Below are 15,483 nucleotides of genomic sequence, written 5' to 3'. Positions count from 1 at the left end.
TCAGGACGCTCCTTGGACACGGACGATCGAGCCCGAATAAAGGATTTGCAGCGGCCAGGCCTGGCCGTTGGCGGCGCGGAAGGTCAGGCCGCCGGTCGGGCCGGTCTCGAAGCCCTGGGCGTTGAAGCGCAAGGTCGCGGGCAGGGCCAGCGGTGTGGCGCCGCTGCCCGCGCAGGTGACGGTGGACTTGATCGCGGCGAGGTCCGCCGCGGCCATCGAATGGGCGGCATCGGCCACGTTGTTGACCGAGGCCTGCCAGCTGCAATCGGCGTTGATCGTCAGCGTGACCGTGGACGAGCCGGCCTTGCTGCGCAGCCAGTCGTAATCTTGCGAAAACTTCTGCACCACGCCGCGGTCGCGGGAATTGCTGATCGTGGTGTTCATCGACGGCATCGCCAAGGCCAGCATGATGGCGATGACCGAGATCGTCACCATCAGCTCGATCAACGTGAAGCCGGTGGACTGCCGCCGACATGAAGCAGGCGAGAGGCTCATTGGCAGGTGCCGGACTGGTTGGTGACCCAGCAGGCCGCGCTGGTCGTCCAGCCGTTGGGCACGGCGGGGGTGGCGCGCTGACCTTGTTGATCGAGCGTGAACTGGAAGCCGGTGGTGGAACTGGAGATGCCGGTGGCCGTGATCTTGTACGTCGTCGCCGCGCAGTTGCTGAAGGCGTAGCTGAAGTTGGTGGTCGACGCGATCGCGCTGCAGGCCGGGCTGCCCACGTAGGTGCGGTTGTCCTGGTAGAACTGTTCCGTGGCCATCGCGATGCCCGTCAACTGGTTGAAGGCCTCGGGCAGCTTGCCGCGCTTGACGTAGTTCGTGTAGGCCGGCACCGCCACGGACGCCAGGATGGCCACGATGGCGACGGTGACCATGACCTCGATCAGCGTGAAGCCGCCGGGACGGTGCAGGGAGGCGGCAGACGATCGGCGGGAGGGACAACGCATGGGGGCTCCAGGCAGGTTGAAGAGGCGGGTGGTCTCGTTCGTTTTCGGCAGTTTCATCGTCGGCTGAAGGGTCTGACACCCTGCTGGACGGGCGCGGCCGAGCCAGATTCGATGCCATGGACCCGAGCCGCCAGCATCCCGAGACCCCAGCTTGGGACTCAGCGTACGCCTTCGGATCGGCGACGGGCGCGGCGCTCGGGACGAGCGGCCTCGGCCGGCCGACGAGCGGCAGCGGCCGTGCTCAGCGACGGCGTGCGAAGGCCAGGGCCGTCGCGCCGGCGACCACGCCCCAGAACGCCGAGCCGATGCCGGCCAGCGTGACGCCCGAGAGCGTGACCACGAAGGTCAGCAAGGCGGCGTCGCGGTGGTATTCGTCCTGCAGCGCGGTGGCCAGGCCACTGCCGATGGTGCCCAGCAGCGCCAGGCCGGCCACGCCTGCCACCAGTTCGCGCGGGAACGCCGCCAGCAAGCCGGCGACCGCCGCGCCGGCCAGCCCCACCACCAGGTAGAACAGGCCCGCCGCGGCGGCGGCCAGGTAGCGGCGCGAGGGATCTTCGTGGGCCTCCTTGCCCATGCAGATCGCCGCCGTGATCGCCGCCAGGTTGAGGGCGTAGCCGCCGAACGGCGCGAGCAGCAACGAGGCCAGGCCGGTCGTGCCGATGACCGGCGATACCGGCGTGGCGTAGCCCGACGCGCGCTGGGCCGCGACCCCGGGCAGGTTCTGCGACGCCATGGTCACGACGAACAAGGGCAGGGCGACGCCGATCAGTGCGCTGCCGGAGAAGGTCGGCGAGGTCCAGACCGGCACGGCCCAGGCCCAGTGCACGGCGCCCAGGCCCAGCCGGCCCTGCAGCGCCGCGGCCACCAGGCCGGCCGCCAGCACGCCGGGCACGGCGTAGCGGGGCCAGCCACGCCGGCCGGCGAGCAGCGCCAGGGTCATGGCGGCCAGCATCAGCGGTGCGCTGCGCGCGGCCAGTGCTGCGTCGAGCGCGAAATGGGCCAGCACGCCGGCGAGCAGCGCCGCTGCGATGGCCATCGGCAGCCGGTTCATCACGCGCTCGAACACGCCGCTGAAACCCGCCGCCGTGATCAGCAGCGCGCTGACGATGAAGGCGCCGATCGCGTCGGACAGCGCGACGCCATGGGTGGCGGCGATCAGCGCCGCGCCGGGCGTGGACCAGGCGATCAGCACCGGATGCCGGTACCACAGCGACAGCCCCAGGCTGGTCAGCCCCATGCCCAGGCCCAGGGCCCAGATCCACGAGGCCGTCTGCGCCGGGGTGGCGCCCAGGGCCTGCGCCGCGGCGAAGACGATGGCCACCGAGCTGGTGAAGCCCACCAGTACCGCGACGAAACCGGCCACGACGGCCGACAGCGAGAGATCGCGCCGGAGCGCGGCGAGCGTCAGGCGCGGCGGCACGGTCAGATCTCGACCTTGGCGCCCAGCTCGACGATGCGGTTGGACGGCAGGTTCAGGAAGTCCGCCATGTCGGCGGCGTTGCGGTGCATGCTGGCGAACAGCTTTTCGCGCCACATCGCCATGCCGTGGCCGATCGTCGGGATCACCGTGTCGCGCGACAGGAAGTAGCTGGTGTCCATGTCGTCGAGCGGCACGCCGCGGCCTTCGAGCAGCTTGAGCGCTTCAGGCACGTCCGGGTCGTTCTTGAAGCCGAAATGCAGGCTGACCTGCCAGCAGTCGTGGCCCAGCGGCCGCATGGTCAGGCGCTTGTCGAAGCCGATCCAGGGAACCTCGTGGTGCTTGACGGTGACGAACAGGTTGTGTTCGTGCAGCACCTTGTTGTGCTTGAGGTTGTGCATCAAGGCGTTGGGGGTCAGGTCCTCGTCGGCCACCAGGAACACCGCCGTGCCCGGCACCCGCACTGGCGGGCTGACGAACACCGCCTTCAGGAAGCTGTCCAGCGCGATCGCTTCGTCGCGCACCCGGTGGCGCATCAGCGCGCGGCCTTGCTGCCAGGTCAGCATCAGCAGGAACATGCCGCTGCCTATCATCAGCGGGAACCAGCCGCCGGCGATCAGCTTGAGCAGGTTGGACAGGAAGAAGGTCACGTCGACGACGAAGAAGAAGCCGGTGGCCAGCGCGGTCAGCACCAGCGGGTATTTCCAGCCGTAGCGCAGCACAAAGAAGGTCATCACCGTGGTGATCGACATGTCCAGCGTCACCGCGATGCCGTAGGCCGACGCGAGGTTCGACGAGCTCTTGAACAGCGCCACCGCCAGCACGATGAAGACGAACAGGCCCCAGTTGATGAAGGGCACGTAGATCTGTCCGGTGTCCTTGACCGAGGTGTGCTTGATCGCCATGCGCGGCAGGATGCCCAGCTGGATGGCCTGCTTGGTGACCGAGAAGGCGGCCGAGATCAAGGCCTGCGAGGCGATCACCGTGGCCGCGGTGGCCAGGAACACCAGCGGCAGCTGCGACCAGGCGGGCGCCATCATGAAGAAGGGGTTGTCGATCGCCTCCGGGTGGGCCAGCAGCATCGCACCCTGGCCGAAGTAGTTCACCACCAGGGCCGGCATCACCAGGCCGAACCAGGCGATGCGGATCGGCCGCCGGCCGAAATGCCCCATGTCGGCATAGAGCGCCTCGCCGCCGGTCACGCACAGCACCACCGCGCCCAGCGCGACGAAGGCCACCAGCGGCTGGGCCCACACAAACGAGGCCGCATAGGCCGGGTTCATCGCCACCAGCACGGCGGGATTGCGCACGATGTACGGGGCCCCCAGCGCGGCCAGCACGAAGAACCACACCAGCGTGATGGGGCCGAAGAACTTGCCGATGCCGCCGGTGCCCAGGCGCTGCACCGCGAACAGGCACGCCAGCACGACCAGGGTGATCGGGATCACCACTTCCTGCAGCGCCGGCGCGGCCACTTCCAGCCCCTCGACGGCCGAAAGCACCGAGATCGCCGGCGTGATCACGCCGTCGCCATAGAAGACGGCGGTGCCGAACAGGCCCACCACCATCAGCACGCGGTGCAGCGTCACCCGGTCGCGCACGGCCGTGGTGGCGAGGGCCAGCATCGCGATCAGGCCGCCCTCGCCGTTGTTGTCGGCGCGCAGGATCAGCGACACGTACTTCAGCGAGACGATCACCGTCATCGTCCAGAAGATCAGGCTCAGCACGCCCAGCACGTTGGCGTGGCTCATCGGCACATGGCCGGCGTGGAACACCTCCTTGAGCGCGTAGAGCGGGCTGGTCCCGATGTCGCCATAGACGACGCCCAGGGCGGCCAGCGTCAGGCCGGCCAGCGCCGATGGGGATCGGGAGGGTTTATGAGAAGCGCTCAAGATGCAGGGGGCAGGCTTCGATGACGCCATGCGAGACGCCCGGGGCGGCGCCTGGCATGGCGGGGGCGGGTGTCAGTCGTACACCTCGGCGTTGGGGTCGGTGGCTTCGAGCTCGTAGGACGCGGCCAGCATCGCCAGCCGGCCGATCACCCCGTACATGTAGAAGCGGTTCGGTGCGCTGGCACCGGGGCGGGTGCCCAGGCGGGGGAGCAGGTGGCTCTCCTCGAAGGCCAGCGGCACGAAGGCGGCACCGGGTGCGTTCAGGTTCTCGTCGATGCCGCGGTCGGCATGGATGCGGTAGAAACCGCCGACCACGTAGCGGTCGATCATGTAGACCACCGGCTCGGCCACGGCCTCGTTGACCCGCTCGTAGGTCGGCACGCCTTCCTGGATGATCACCGAGCTGACCTCCTGGCCGTCCTTGACCACCGCCATCTTGTTGCGGGTACGGCGGTTCACCTCGGTGAGTTCCTTGGCGTCGCGCACCGTCATGATGCCCATGCCATAGGTGCCGTTGTCGGCCTTGACGACCACGAACGGCTTTTCGTTGATGCCGTATTCCTTGTGCTTGCGGCGGATCTTGGTCAGCAGCGCATCGACCTGCGTCTGCACGCAGTCCAGGCCGCGGTCGTCCTGCCAGTTCACCTCGCCGCACTGGGCGTACATCGGATTGATCAGCCACGGGTCCATGCCCAGCAGCTTGGCGAACTTCTTCGCCACTTCCTCGTAGGCCCGGAAATGATGGGATTTGCGTCGCACCGCCCAGCCGGCATGCAGCGGCGGCAGCAGGTATTGCTCGTTCAGGTTCTCCAGCACCTTGGGGATGCCGGCGGACAGGTCGTTGTTGAGCAGGATGGTGCAGGGGTCGAAGTTCTTCAGGCCCAGCCGACGCCCCGTGCGCTTGAGCGGCTCCAGCGTCAGCGAGCTGCCATCGGGCAGTTCGAGCACCGTCGGTTCGGTGATGCCCTCGTCCAGCGTGCCCAGGCGCACGTTCAGGCCTGCCTGCCCGAAAATCTGCATCAGCCGCTGCACGTTCATCAGGTAGAACATGTTGCGGGTGTGCTTTTCCGGGATCAGCAGCAGGTTCTTGGCTTCCGGGCAGATCTTCTCGATTGCCGCCATCGCCGCCTGCACCGCCAGCGGCAGCATCTCGGGCGTCAGGTTGTTGAAGCCGCCGGGGAACAGGTTGGTGTCCACCGGCGCGAGCTTGAAGCCGGCGTTGCGGATGTCCACCGAGGTGTAGAACGGCGGCGTGTGCTCCATCCATTCGAGCCGGAACCAGCGTTCGATGGCCGGCATCGATTCCAGGACGCGTTGTTCCAACTCGTTGATCGGGCCGGTGAGCGCAGTAACCAGGTGCGGAACCATGAGAGTGGGCTTGGGAAAGGGAGGACGACCGATTCTGGCAGATCGGGGATCGTTTCCGTGCACCCTGGACGACAGGGGGCGGTCCGCGGTCAAGGGGGCGGAGCTTGGCACGGCCCAACGAAAAAAGGGGACTGCCCTAGGACAGTCCCCAACTCGCTCCGATTGCTCGGTTCGTTGCGGAGCCGGCGCGGGCCGGCTCCCGGTTCATGGCATCACTTGCCGTAGGCGGTTTCGCCGTGCGAGCTGATGTCCAGACCTTCGCGTTCCTCTTCCTCGGTCACCCGCAGGCCGATCACCATATCGACCAGCTTGTAGGCGACGAACGAGACCACGCCCGACCAGACGATGGTCAGCATCACGGCCTTGGCCTGAATCCAGACCTGGGCCGCGATCGAGTAGGCGTCCGGCGTGGTCATGGTCACCGAGACCCAGTCGGCCACCGTGCTCGGGCCGCCGAGGCTGGGCGAGTTGAACACGCCGGTCAGCAGCGCACCCAGGATGCCACCCACGCCATGGACGCCGAAGACGTCCAGCGTGTCGTCCGCACCGATGATCTTCTTCAGACCGGTCACGCCCCACAGGCAGGCGAAGCCGGCGACCAGGCCGATCACCAGCGCCCCGCCGATGCCCACGTTGCCGCAGGCCGGGGTGATGGCGACCAGGCCCGCCACGGCGCCCGAGGCGGCACCCAGCATCGAGGCCTTGCCCTTGTGCAGCGCTTCACCGAGCGACCACGACATCACCGCGGCGGCTGTGGCCAGCAAGGTGTTGAAGAAGGCCAGGGCGGCGACGCCGTTGGCTTCCAGCGCCGAGCCGGCGTTGAAGCCGAACCAGCCCACCCACAGCAGGGCCGAGCCCACCATCGTCAGCGTCAGGCTGTGCGGGGCCATCGATTCCTTGCCATAGCCCACGCGCTTGCCGATCAGGATCGCACCCACCAGGCCCGCGACCGCGGCGTTGATGTGCACCACCGTGCCGCCGGCGAAGTCCAGCGCGCCCATGTTCCACAGGTAGCCGGCCTTGGCGTTCATCGCGTCCACGACGGCCTTGCTGGAGTAGGCGTCCGGGCCTTCCCAGAACCAGACCATGTGGGCGATCGGCGCGTAGCTGAAGGTGAACCACAGCGCCATGAAGGCCAGCACCGCGGAGAACTTCATGCGCTCGGCGAACGAGCCCACGATCAGCGTGCAGGTGATGCCAGCGAAGGTCGCCTGGAACGCGGCGAACACCAGCTCAGGCAGGTAGACGCCCTTGCTGAAGGTCGCACCGTTGGCAAACGTGCCTGCGACGTTGTCCCAGATGCCCTTCATGAACAGCCGGTCGAAGCCGCCGATGAACGGAGCGAACGTGCCACTGCCCTCGGTGAACGCGATGCTGTAGCCGTAGATGGCCCACAGCACGACGATCATCGAGAAGGTGACCATCACCTGCATCAGCACGCTCAGCATGTTCTTGCTGCGCACCAGGCCGCCGTAGAACAGCGCCAGGCCCGGCACGGTCATCATGATGACCAGCAGGGTCGAGACCATCATCCAGGCGGTGTCGCCCTTGTTGGGCACCGGCTGCGAGGCCGCGGCGGCGGCGTCGGATGCCGCCGCCGAGGCGGCGGGGGCCGCTGCCGCCGCGCTGGCGTCAGGTGCCGGCGTGGCGGCCGCCGAGGCGACCGCGACCGGGGCGGAGGCGGCGTCCTGGGCGAACGACGTCCCCGCGAAGCCCAGGACCGCGAGGCCCAGGGCGAGGGAAGCAATCAGCTTTCTCATGGTGTTTTCTGTAGGTTGGTTGCTTGGGGGCGATCAGAGCGCGTCCTTGCCGGTCTCGCCGGTGCGGATGCGAACGACTTGTTCGAGGGCAGAGACGAAGATCTTGCCGTCGCCGATCTTGCCGGTGCGGGCCGAGGCCTCGATGGCTTCGATCACGCGGTCCACCAGCGCGTCGTCGACGGCGGCTTCGATCTTCACCTTGGGCAGGAAGTCGACCACGTACTCCGCGCCGCGGTACAGCTCGGTGTGGCCCTTCTGGCGGCCGAAGCCCTTGACTTCGGTCACCGTGATGCCTTGCACGCCGATGGCGCTCAGGGCCTCACGCACTTCGTCAAGCTTGAACGGCTTGACAATCGCGGTCACCATCTTCATGGCTGTTTCCTTTGCTGAAGGGGGTTCAGAAGCTGTACTTGACGCCGGCGACCAGGGCCGACTTGCCCAGGAACTTGCCGCTCGGGCTGACGTAGAGCGTCTTGTCCGCATCGGTGCCCATCGCGGCCAGGCTCAGCGTCACGCCGTTGCCCAGGTCCTTGCCCAGCGTCAGCGAGTAGTCGGTGTAGCTGAAGCTGCCGTTGTTCTTGACCTGCTGGTGACCGATGTGCGGCGCCAGCGACCAGCCCTTGCCCAGGTCGAAGTTGGCGACGGCCTCGAGGTAGCCGCTGTTCTTGCTGTCGGCGAAGCCGAACAGGTTGGTCACGCTGTCCGAGTACTTGACCGTGAAGACGTTGTAGGTCAGATCGGCGTAGATCTCGGTCGTGTTGGCGCTGGTCGGCAGCTTGTTGTTGACGTAGACATAGCTCAGGAGGCCGGCGTCGAAGGTCAGTCCCTTGGCCACCTCGCCCTTCCAGCCACCGTACAGGTCCCACTCGACGCTGTCGCTGCCGCCCGCGTCCTTGATCCAGTTGATGTTCGACAGCCAGGTGCCCAGGTAGACGCCGTTCGGGCCGGCGTAGTCGATGCCGCCCTGGATGGCCGGGTCCAGGTGGGTCTGCGAGATGCCGCGGTAGCGGTAGTCGGTGACGACGCCGATGTTGTAGGTGATCGGGCTGGCGGCCGGTGCGGCGGCATCGTCGGCAAAGCTCAGGCCCGGCACGGCGGACACGGCCAGCACGGCGGCCATCGAAACGAACGACTTCTTGATCATGGATGCGAACTCCTGGTGCAGGGGGTGGGTGATGAAGGGGATCGCAGTCCCTTTTGCAGCTTCCGTGCCATGCCGTGCGACGCCGGGCCATCCGCCTGTGAGACCGACCGTGGTGGTGCGCCCAGCTCTTCTGAATGCCTTCCGACCGTGCATCGGAGCGGGCATGCACGACCGTGGTGCGCGGTGAGCGGCACTGTTGCAGTGCATGCCCATGCAAGCCCGGGTGGCGGCACAATCCGAGCCAGGAGCCGGCGACGTACCGCGCTCCACAGACAGGGAGGCGTGCCATGTCATTGGCGGTGGTGTCCAGCCGGGCGCTGGACGGATTGAAGGCGCCGGAGGTCCGGGTCGAGGTGCACCTGGCCAACGGCCTGCCCAGCTTTTCGCTGGTCGGCCTGGCCGAGACCGAGGTCAAGGAGGCCCGCGAGCGGGTGCGCGCGGCGCTGGCGCAAAGCGGCTTCGAGTTTCCCCACAACAAACGCGTCACCGTCAACCTGGCGCCTGCCGATCTGCCGAAGGAATCCGGCCGTTTCGACTTGCCGATCGCCATCGGCATCCTGGCTGCGCAAGGGGTGATCGATCCGTCGCGGCTGGCCGGGGTCGAACTGGCGGGCGAGCTGTCGCTGGCGGGCGAACTGCGTCCGGTGCGGGGCGCGCTGGCGCTGGCGCTGGCCGCACGGGCCCAGGCCGCCGCCCGCACGCTGGTGCTTCCCACGGCCAGCGCGGCCGAGGCGGCTCGGGTGCCGGGGCTGGACGTTCGGGCCGCCGCTCACCTGGGCGACGTGGTCGCCAGCCTGCTGCCCGAGGGGGCGACCGCGTTGCCGCGCGCCGAGCCCGCCGCGGTGTCGCCGGCCGCTGCCGGGCCGGATCTCAGCGACGTTCGCGGCCAGGCGGGGGCCCGACGCGCGCTCGAAATCGCCGCGGCGGGCGGGCACAGCCTGCTGCTGATCGGCCCGCCGGGCTCGGGCAAGTCGATGCTGGCGCAGCGGCTGCCGGGCCTATTGCCGCCGATGAGCGACGAAGAGGCGCTGGCCAGCGCGGCGCTGCTCGGCTTGTTGCACGGCGGTTTCGACCCCGCGGCATGGCGGCGCCGACCGGTGCGCAGCCCGCACCACAGTGCGAGCGCGGTGGCGCTGGTCGGCGGCGGTGTGCCTCCGCGACCGGGCGAGATCTCGCTGGCCCATGCCGGCGTGCTGTTTCTCGACGAGCTGCCCGAATTCCAGCGTGCGGCGCTGGAAGCGCTCCGGGAGCCGCTGGAGACGGGCCAGATCACGATCTCGCGGGCCGCGCGGCAAGCCCAGTTTCCGGCGCGCTTCCAGCTCGTGGCGGCCATGAATCCCTGCCCCTGCGGCTGGCTGGGCGCGTTCGCGGCCACCGGTCGCCACTGCCGTTGCACGCCCGACGCGGTGGCCCGCTACCAGGGCCGCCTGTCCGGGCCGCTGCTCGACCGGATCGACATGCAGATCGAGGTGCCGGCTGTCGCGCCGGGAGAGTTGCTGGCGGTGCCGCCGGCCGAATCGTCGGCCGCGGTGGCGCAGCGGGTCTCCGCCGCGCGCGAGCGGCAGCGCATGCGGCTGGCCGGCCACCCGAATGCGCAGCTGGCAGGGGCCGACCTGGACGCCGCGTGTTCGCTCGATGCCGCGACCCTGGCCTTCGTCCGCAACGCCGCCACCCGGCTGGGCTGGTCGGGGCGCAGCCTGCACAAGGCGATGAAGCTGGCCCGCACCGTGGCGGACCTGGCCGGTCACGACGAGGTGCAGGTGGCCGACCTGGCCGAAGCCATCCAGCTTCGCCGGGCGCTGCCGCAGCGCTGAACCGGCCGCTGCGGTCGGACGGCAGGGAGCCGACGCGCCTGGGCTAGACTGGACCGAGCCCCTGGCGCGCGGCAGCGTTGTCGTGCCGGTCGGTGCCCGCTGCAGGAGTCGCCTGTCTTGACCCGTCCCTTGGTGATCGCCTTTCTGGCCTGCAACAAGAACCCGGCACGCTACCGCCAGGACGCCTCCTTCGTGTACCGCTGCGAGAACCTGGCGCTGGCGCTGGCGGGGCTGGGACACGAGATCTTCGTCGGCCATCTCAACGACTGCCCGGCGCAGCGCTTCGATGGGGTGGTGCTGCACCGGCCGCGGCTGACCTGGCGCCTGCAATGGTGGCTGCCGCGCTGGCGCCGGCAGCGCACCCGGGTGATCGCCGACGTCGACGACCTGATCTTTCTGCCGGACCTGGCCTCGGCCAGCCCCGGCGTGCTCAACGGACTGGTCAGCGAAGGCGAGATCCGGACCCTGTTCTGCGCCCACTGGCGCGCGCTGCAGCAAGTCGACCGGGTCAGCGTCTCGACGGTGCAGCTGCGCGACGAGCTGCAGGCGGCGGTTCGTGCGCAGGGCGGGGCGGCCCCGCCGATCGCCGTGTTGCCCAATGCTGTGCACTGGCGCTGGCGCGGCCTGCCGGCGACCCCCCTGCAAGCCACGCCGCCGCTGATCAGCTACCTGCCCGGCACCCGCAGCCATGACCGCGACTTCGCCCTGGTCGCGCCGGTGCTGCAGCAGGTCTTGCGCCGCCACCCCGAGGTCCGGATCGAGGTGACCGGCCCGGGTCATTTCCCGCTCGACCTGCCCGACGCCCAGGTCGTGCGCCTGGCGCGGCACGACTTCGCGTTCTATCCCGACGTGGTGCGACGCGCCCACGTCAATCTGCTACCGCTGGAGCCGACCCGCTTCAACCGTTGCAAGACCGCGCTCAAAGTGCTGGAGGCCGGCTTCTGGCAGATTCCGACGCTGTGCTCGCCGTTGGCGGATGCCCGGCGGTTCGAGGGCGCCGGAGCCTGGGTGGCGAAGGCGGAGGCGGACTGGGACACCCTGCTGGAGCGCCTGCTGAGCGATGCGCCGTGGTACCGGCAACAGACGCAGGGCTTGCGCGAGCGGGTGCTGGCGCAGGCCGATATCCATGCGGTGGCCCGCGCGTGGCTGGATTTCGTCCTGGCACCGAACGGTGCGGGGGCGGACGGCGGCGAGGCACTCGATGCTTGCTAGCTCGGCGCCTGCGGTGGCGGGCCGGCGCTGGCGGGCTCTCGCGCCCGCCTGGCTGCAGGCCTGGTGGGGCCGGCGTCGTCGGCAGGCGGGCCGCTACGACCAGATCACGCTGGCCTGGTTCACGGCCGCCTGGCGCCGACAGGCTGACAGCGGCGCGGCGCTGTGCCGGCTCGCCCTGTTCCGCCGTGACCTGGGGCGCCCGCTGCCGCGGCGCTGGGTGCCTGCGCTGACGCAGGCTGTGCCGGACCTGCCTCGGGTGTGGCAGCGGCGGGCGCTGGGCCTGCTTGCGGAATCGGCCCCCGCGGCACTCTGGGCGATCGACCCCGACGTGCTGGACGATGCCGCCCGTGGCCAGCCCGGCGTGGCGGCATGGCACCCGCCCGCCGACCTGGCGGGGAACGGTCTGGGCGACGGGCAGCCGGCATTGCGCGCGGCGTTCGGGCACTGGCTGCGCCAGCGCATCCAGGCCGGCGGCCTGTGTTCGGTGGGCAATGCCGCCGGCTTGGCCGGCGGCGGCCTGGGCCGGGCGATCGACCGCCACGCCGCGGTGCTGCGCTTCAATCAGTGGCAAGGTCCTCGTGCGACCGTGGACGACGTGGGGTGCCGCATCGACGTCTGGGTGTTCTCGCCCGACGTCGACGCGCCGGTGCCCGCCGGTCTGTCGTGGGCGATCATGACCGGCCCCGATCCGCGCTTCCTGCAGCGTCGCTGGACCCAGGCGGCCCGTTTGCAGGCCGCCGGCGTGCCGGTGCTGACGGTGCCGCTGCCGATCTGGCGCGACGCCGTGCGGGCGCTGCAGGCTCCGCCCAGCGCCGGGGTGCTGGTGTTGTGGTGGCTTCAGGCCCTGCTGGGGGGGTGGGACGGGCTTCGCGTGGCCGGCATCGGCTGGGGCCGGGCGGCCGATGGGCGCCATCACCTGCTGGCCGCCAACCCGCCCTCGCGGAGTCGCCATCGCTGGCACGCAGAGGCGGCGCTGGTCCAGGACTGGCGATCCCAGGGCTTGAGAGACCTCGGCCGCTGACCGCCGTCCCGGCGCCCCTTTGCTGCCCGGTCGCTCCGGGCACAAGTACGCGTTTCAAGGGGGATTTGCGCGGAATTAGGGGGCAGACGAATCGCCGGCCTGGGCTACATTCAGCAGCACATATCAAACATTTTCGGGTCCATCCTGTGACAGTCGTAGTTCAATGTCAGTGGGTGACGCGGGTAGCCGGCCTGGCAAGGATGAGCGTGAACACCGTGATCGTTGGCAGCCGGGGCAGGCCGTGATCGAAGTACCGAAGCGGCCCTTCGATGCGCAGGTGATGATGCAGAGCATCCGCCTGTTGCGTTCGCTCGGTCGCGCGGTGGGCAAGCCGCAGTCGCTGCTCAAGTTCGAGATCGAGTTGACCCGGGGTACCGGTTTGTTCGACCGGGAGTTCTATCTGTCGCAGATCGATCCCGCGGAGCTCGACGGGATGTCGGCGCTGAAGCACTACGTGGTTCAGGGGGATGCCCGGGGGCTGTGGCCCAGCCCGATGTTCGACGTGCCGCATTACGACGCCCAGTGTGGCAAGACCCATGGCCTGAATCGCCTGCTGCACTACGGGCTGATCACCCGGTTTCGGGGCCTGTCGCCATCGCCGTGGTTCGACGCGGAGTACTACCTCCGCTGCAACCCCGATGTGGCGCAATCCGGCATGGACCCGCTGCGTCACTTTCAGCGCTGGGGCTGGCGCGAGGGACGCAACCCGTTGCCGGGGCTGGACATCCGGCGGCTGATGAATTCCCTGCCGGAGATGCAGGTGGTCAAGGGCGCGGCGCTGTCGGTGTTCGCGACCGACGCGGTGGCTCGCCACATGGAGGGGGCCAGCAGCCGCCACGGCAGCTGCCCGAGCCGTTCGGCGACACCTGCCCCCGGGGCCCAGAGCGACCTGCTGGCCAGCGAGTTCTGGAGCGGCATCGAAGCACGGCGCTGGTCGGCTCCGGCCGAGGTGGACGTGGTGATCCCGGTCTACGGCGGCCTGGAGGAAACCCTGGCCTGCCTGCACAGCGTGTTGACCGCGCCGGTGCGCACGCCCCACGAGGTGGTGGTCATCAACGACGCCAGCCCGATCCCCGAACTGGGTGCGATGCTGCGCACACTGGCCTCCCGGGGGCTGATCACGCTGGAGGTCAACCGGCAGAACCAGGGCTTCGTGCGCAGTGTCAACAAGGGCATGCGCCAGCACCGCGACCGCGACGTGGTCCTGCTCAACAGCGATACCGAGGTCTACGGCGACTGGCTGGACCGGCTCGTGGCACAGGCCGAGGCGCATCCGCGCGCGGCCACCCTCACCCCGTTGTCGAACAACGCCACGATCTGCAGCTACCCCGAGACCCTGGGGGACAACCGCCTGTCGCTGGAGGTGTCGCACGCCGAAATCGACCGCATCGCGGCCTCGGTCAATCGGCTCAAGCAGGTCGAGGCGCCGACCGGCGTGGGCTTTTGCATGTACCTGCGGCGCGCTGCGCTGCGCCAGGTCGGCTTGTTCGACGACCGGCGGTTCGGCCGCGGCTACGGTGAGGAAAACGACTTCTGCCAACGTGCGCTTCAGGCCGGCTGGACGAACGCCCTGGCCTGCGATGTCTATGTCCGCCACGTCGGCTCGGTCAGCTTCAAGGGCGAGGCGGCGGCCCGCATCGCGGCGGCGATCAAGAAGCTCGAAAAACTCTATCCCGACTACAACCATCAGGTCGCCCGGCACATCGAGGCCGACCCGGCCTGGGTCTACCGCGCACGCATCGACCTGGGCCGGCTCCAGCGATTGGCCTGCGAGCGCAACGTCCTGCTCGTCTGCCACAACCGGGGCGGCGGGACCGAGCGCCACCTGCTCGAACAGACCCAGCAGTTGCTGGCCCAGGGCGTCGGCGTCTTCGAGTTGCGGCCCTCCCACCAAGCCGGCTGCGTGGCCTTGCTGCACCCCGGCATGTTCGGGCTGCACAACCTCGCAACGCTGCCGCTCGGGGAGGGCGGACTGTTCGACGAGGCCATCGCGTTGCTGGGCATCACCGAGCTGCATGTCCACCACCTGATCGACTTTCCCGCCGAGACCGCGCAGGCCCTGGCGTCCACCGCGCGCCGGCTGGGCTTGGTCCTGAAGGTGTCGGTGCACGACTACTACACGATCTGCCCGCGCGTGAACCTGGTCAAGGCCGACGGCCGCTACTGCGGCCAGCCGGCCGATGCCGACTGCGACCAGTGCCTCGGCCAGGATCACCTGAATCACCAGACGGGGGCGATCAGCCAGTGGCGGGCCCGGTTCGAGCCGATGCTGCATCAGGCCCAGCATGTGCTGGTGCCGGCCGACGACGTGGCCCGCCGGGTGATGTCGCGGTGGCCCGCGCTGCGCATTGCGGTCCGACCCCACGAGCCCGATCCGCCGCGCCGCGTGTCGGCGTCGCCGCTGGTGCCGCTGGACCTGCCGGTGCGCGTGATGGTGGTCGGTGCCATCAGCCCGATCAAGGGATTTCGCGTGCTGCATGGCGTGGCGGCGTCGGCCCGTTCCCGGGGCCTGCCACTGGCTTTGTCGCTCCTGGGCTACTCCTGCGACGACAGCAAGCTGGCCGCCGAGGGGGTCCGCCTGCTGGGCCGCTATTTCGACAACGAGTTGATGGAGCGCATCAACGCGGCCGATCCGCATGTGCTGCTGGTTCCGTCGATCTGGCCCGAAACTTATTGCTATGCGTTGTCCGGCGCGCTTCGCAGCGGGCGCCGGGTGGCGGTGTTCGACCTGGGCGCCCAGGCGGATCGCGCCCGCCGCCATGATCCACATCATCTGGTCCTGCCGCTGAGCCTGGCCGATCGCCCCGATGCGCTGGCCGATGTGTTGCTGCAATCGGCCCGCGCGCCCGGCCTGGATCTGCTCGAGCGGGCGCCCAACGACGAGCAGATCCGGGTGAGCCTGTGACGG

12 protein-coding genes are annotated in these 15,483 nt (G+C 69.2%); 4 read left to right on the top strand and 8 right to left on the bottom strand.

The genetic code is table 11. From position 1 onward, the window contains the following. From AC0N04_RS03065 to AC0N04_RS03030, 8 genes are all read right to left on the bottom strand, one after another. Positions 1 to 495, bottom strand: coding sequence for a pilus assembly FimT family protein (locus AC0N04_RS03065; protein WP_474278489.1), 495 nt, complete (start codon positions 493 to 495; stop codon positions 1 to 3). Next, on the bottom strand, positions 492 to 947 hold the full coding sequence (locus AC0N04_RS03060) for a type IV pilin protein (RefSeq protein ID WP_474278487.1): 456 nt from the start codon (positions 945 to 947) through the stop codon (positions 492 to 494). Before AC0N04_RS03060 ends, AC0N04_RS03065 begins: the two co-directional genes overlap by 4 nt. Before the next feature lie 241 nt (positions 948 to 1,188). Then, positions 1,189 to 2,367, bottom strand: a complete 1,179-nt coding sequence (locus tag AC0N04_RS03055; RefSeq protein ID WP_474278485.1) for a benzoate/H(+) symporter BenE family transporter — start codon at positions 2,365 to 2,367, stop codon at positions 1,189 to 1,191. Positions 2,368 to 2,369: 2 nt separating this feature from the next. Next, positions 2,370 to 4,286 carry a potassium transporter Kup gene (locus tag AC0N04_RS03050; RefSeq protein ID WP_474278483.1) on the bottom strand — a complete coding sequence of 639 codons (1,917 nt, stop codon included), beginning with the start codon at positions 4,284 to 4,286 and terminating at the stop codon, positions 2,370 to 2,372. Between the two features lie 42 nt (positions 4,287 to 4,328). Further along, the gene (gene gshA / locus AC0N04_RS03045; RefSeq protein ID WP_474278481.1) at positions 4,329 to 5,624 is read right to left on the bottom strand and encodes a glutamate--cysteine ligase; all 1,296 of its coding nucleotides are present in this window, start codon (positions 5,622 to 5,624) and stop codon (positions 4,329 to 4,331) included. A 212-nt stretch (positions 5,625 to 5,836) separates the two neighbouring features. Continuing rightward, positions 5,837 to 7,384: an ammonium transporter gene (locus AC0N04_RS03040; protein ID WP_474278479.1), complete on the bottom strand. Its 1,548-nt coding sequence runs from the start codon at positions 7,382 to 7,384 to the stop codon at positions 5,837 to 5,839. 33 nt (positions 7,385 to 7,417) lie between these two features. Beyond that, positions 7,418 to 7,756, bottom strand: a complete 339-nt coding sequence (locus AC0N04_RS03035; protein ID WP_474278477.1) for a P-II family nitrogen regulator — start codon at positions 7,754 to 7,756, stop codon at positions 7,418 to 7,420. A 25-nt stretch (positions 7,757 to 7,781) separates the two neighbouring features. Continuing rightward, a complete protein-coding gene (locus tag AC0N04_RS03030; RefSeq protein ID WP_474278475.1) occupies positions 7,782 to 8,528 on the bottom strand; it encodes a TorF family putative porin in 747 nt (248 codons plus the stop codon). A gap of 287 nt (positions 8,529 to 8,815) precedes the next feature. Between AC0N04_RS03030 and AC0N04_RS03025 the strand changes: the two genes are divergently transcribed. The 4 genes from AC0N04_RS03025 (at position 8,816) to AC0N04_RS03010 (ending at position 15,480) form a co-directional block, all read left to right on the top strand. Beyond that, entirely contained in the window at positions 8,816 to 10,342 is a 1,527-nt protein-coding gene (locus AC0N04_RS03025) for a YifB family Mg chelatase-like AAA ATPase (RefSeq protein WP_474278473.1), read from the top strand. A gap of 117 nt (positions 10,343 to 10,459) precedes the next feature. Further along, positions 10,460 to 11,554, top strand: a complete 1,095-nt coding sequence (locus AC0N04_RS03020) for a glycosyltransferase family protein (RefSeq protein WP_474278471.1) — start codon at positions 10,460 to 10,462, stop codon at positions 11,552 to 11,554. Further along, complete coding sequence (locus tag AC0N04_RS03015) at positions 11,544 to 12,575, top strand: hypothetical protein (protein WP_474278469.1); 1,032 nt, start codon at positions 11,544 to 11,546, stop codon at positions 12,573 to 12,575. The genes AC0N04_RS03020 and AC0N04_RS03015 overlap by 11 nt, the downstream gene beginning before the upstream one ends. Positions 12,576 to 12,816: 241 nt before the next feature. Further along, on the top strand, positions 12,817 to 15,480 hold the full coding sequence (locus AC0N04_RS03010) for a glycosyltransferase (RefSeq protein ID WP_474278467.1): 2,664 nt from the start codon (positions 12,817 to 12,819) through the stop codon (positions 15,478 to 15,480). Positions 15,481 to 15,483 lie beyond the last annotated feature (3 nt).

This window comes from Ideonella sp. sgz306126, assembly GCF_056032705.1.
The sequence above is the reverse complement of the archived record's forward strand: the minus strand, read 5'-3'. Positions and strand labels throughout refer to the sequence as shown.

Excerpts from the sequence above, each read along its gene's own strand:
- AC0N04_RS03065 (WP_474278489.1), bottom strand. The coding sequence starts at position 495 with ATGAGCCTCTCGCCTGCTTCATGTCGGCGGCAGTCCACCGGCTTCACG.
- AC0N04_RS03060 (WP_474278487.1), bottom strand. The coding sequence starts at position 947 with ATGCGTTGTCCCTCCCGCCGATCGTCTGCCGCCTCCCTGCACCGTCCC.
- AC0N04_RS03050 (WP_474278483.1), bottom strand. The coding sequence starts at position 4,286 with ATGGCGTCATCGAAGCCTGCCCCCTGCATCTTGAGCGCTTCTCATAAA.
- gshA (WP_474278481.1), bottom strand. The coding sequence starts at position 5,624 with ATGGTTCCGCACCTGGTTACTGCGCTCACCGGCCCGATCAACGAGTTG.
- AC0N04_RS03040 (WP_474278479.1), bottom strand. The coding sequence starts at position 7,384 with ATGAGAAAGCTGATTGCTTCCCTCGCCCTGGGCCTCGCGGTCCTGGGC.
- AC0N04_RS03035 (WP_474278477.1), bottom strand. The coding sequence starts at position 7,756 with ATGAAGATGGTGACCGCGATTGTCAAGCCGTTCAAGCTTGACGAAGTG.
- AC0N04_RS03030 (WP_474278475.1), bottom strand. The coding sequence starts at position 8,528 with ATGATCAAGAAGTCGTTCGTTTCGATGGCCGCCGTGCTGGCCGTGTCC.
- AC0N04_RS03025 (WP_474278473.1), top strand. The coding sequence starts at position 8,816 with ATGTCATTGGCGGTGGTGTCCAGCCGGGCGCTGGACGGATTGAAGGCG.
- AC0N04_RS03015 (WP_474278469.1), top strand. The coding sequence starts at position 11,544 with ATGCTTGCTAGCTCGGCGCCTGCGGTGGCGGGCCGGCGCTGGCGGGCT.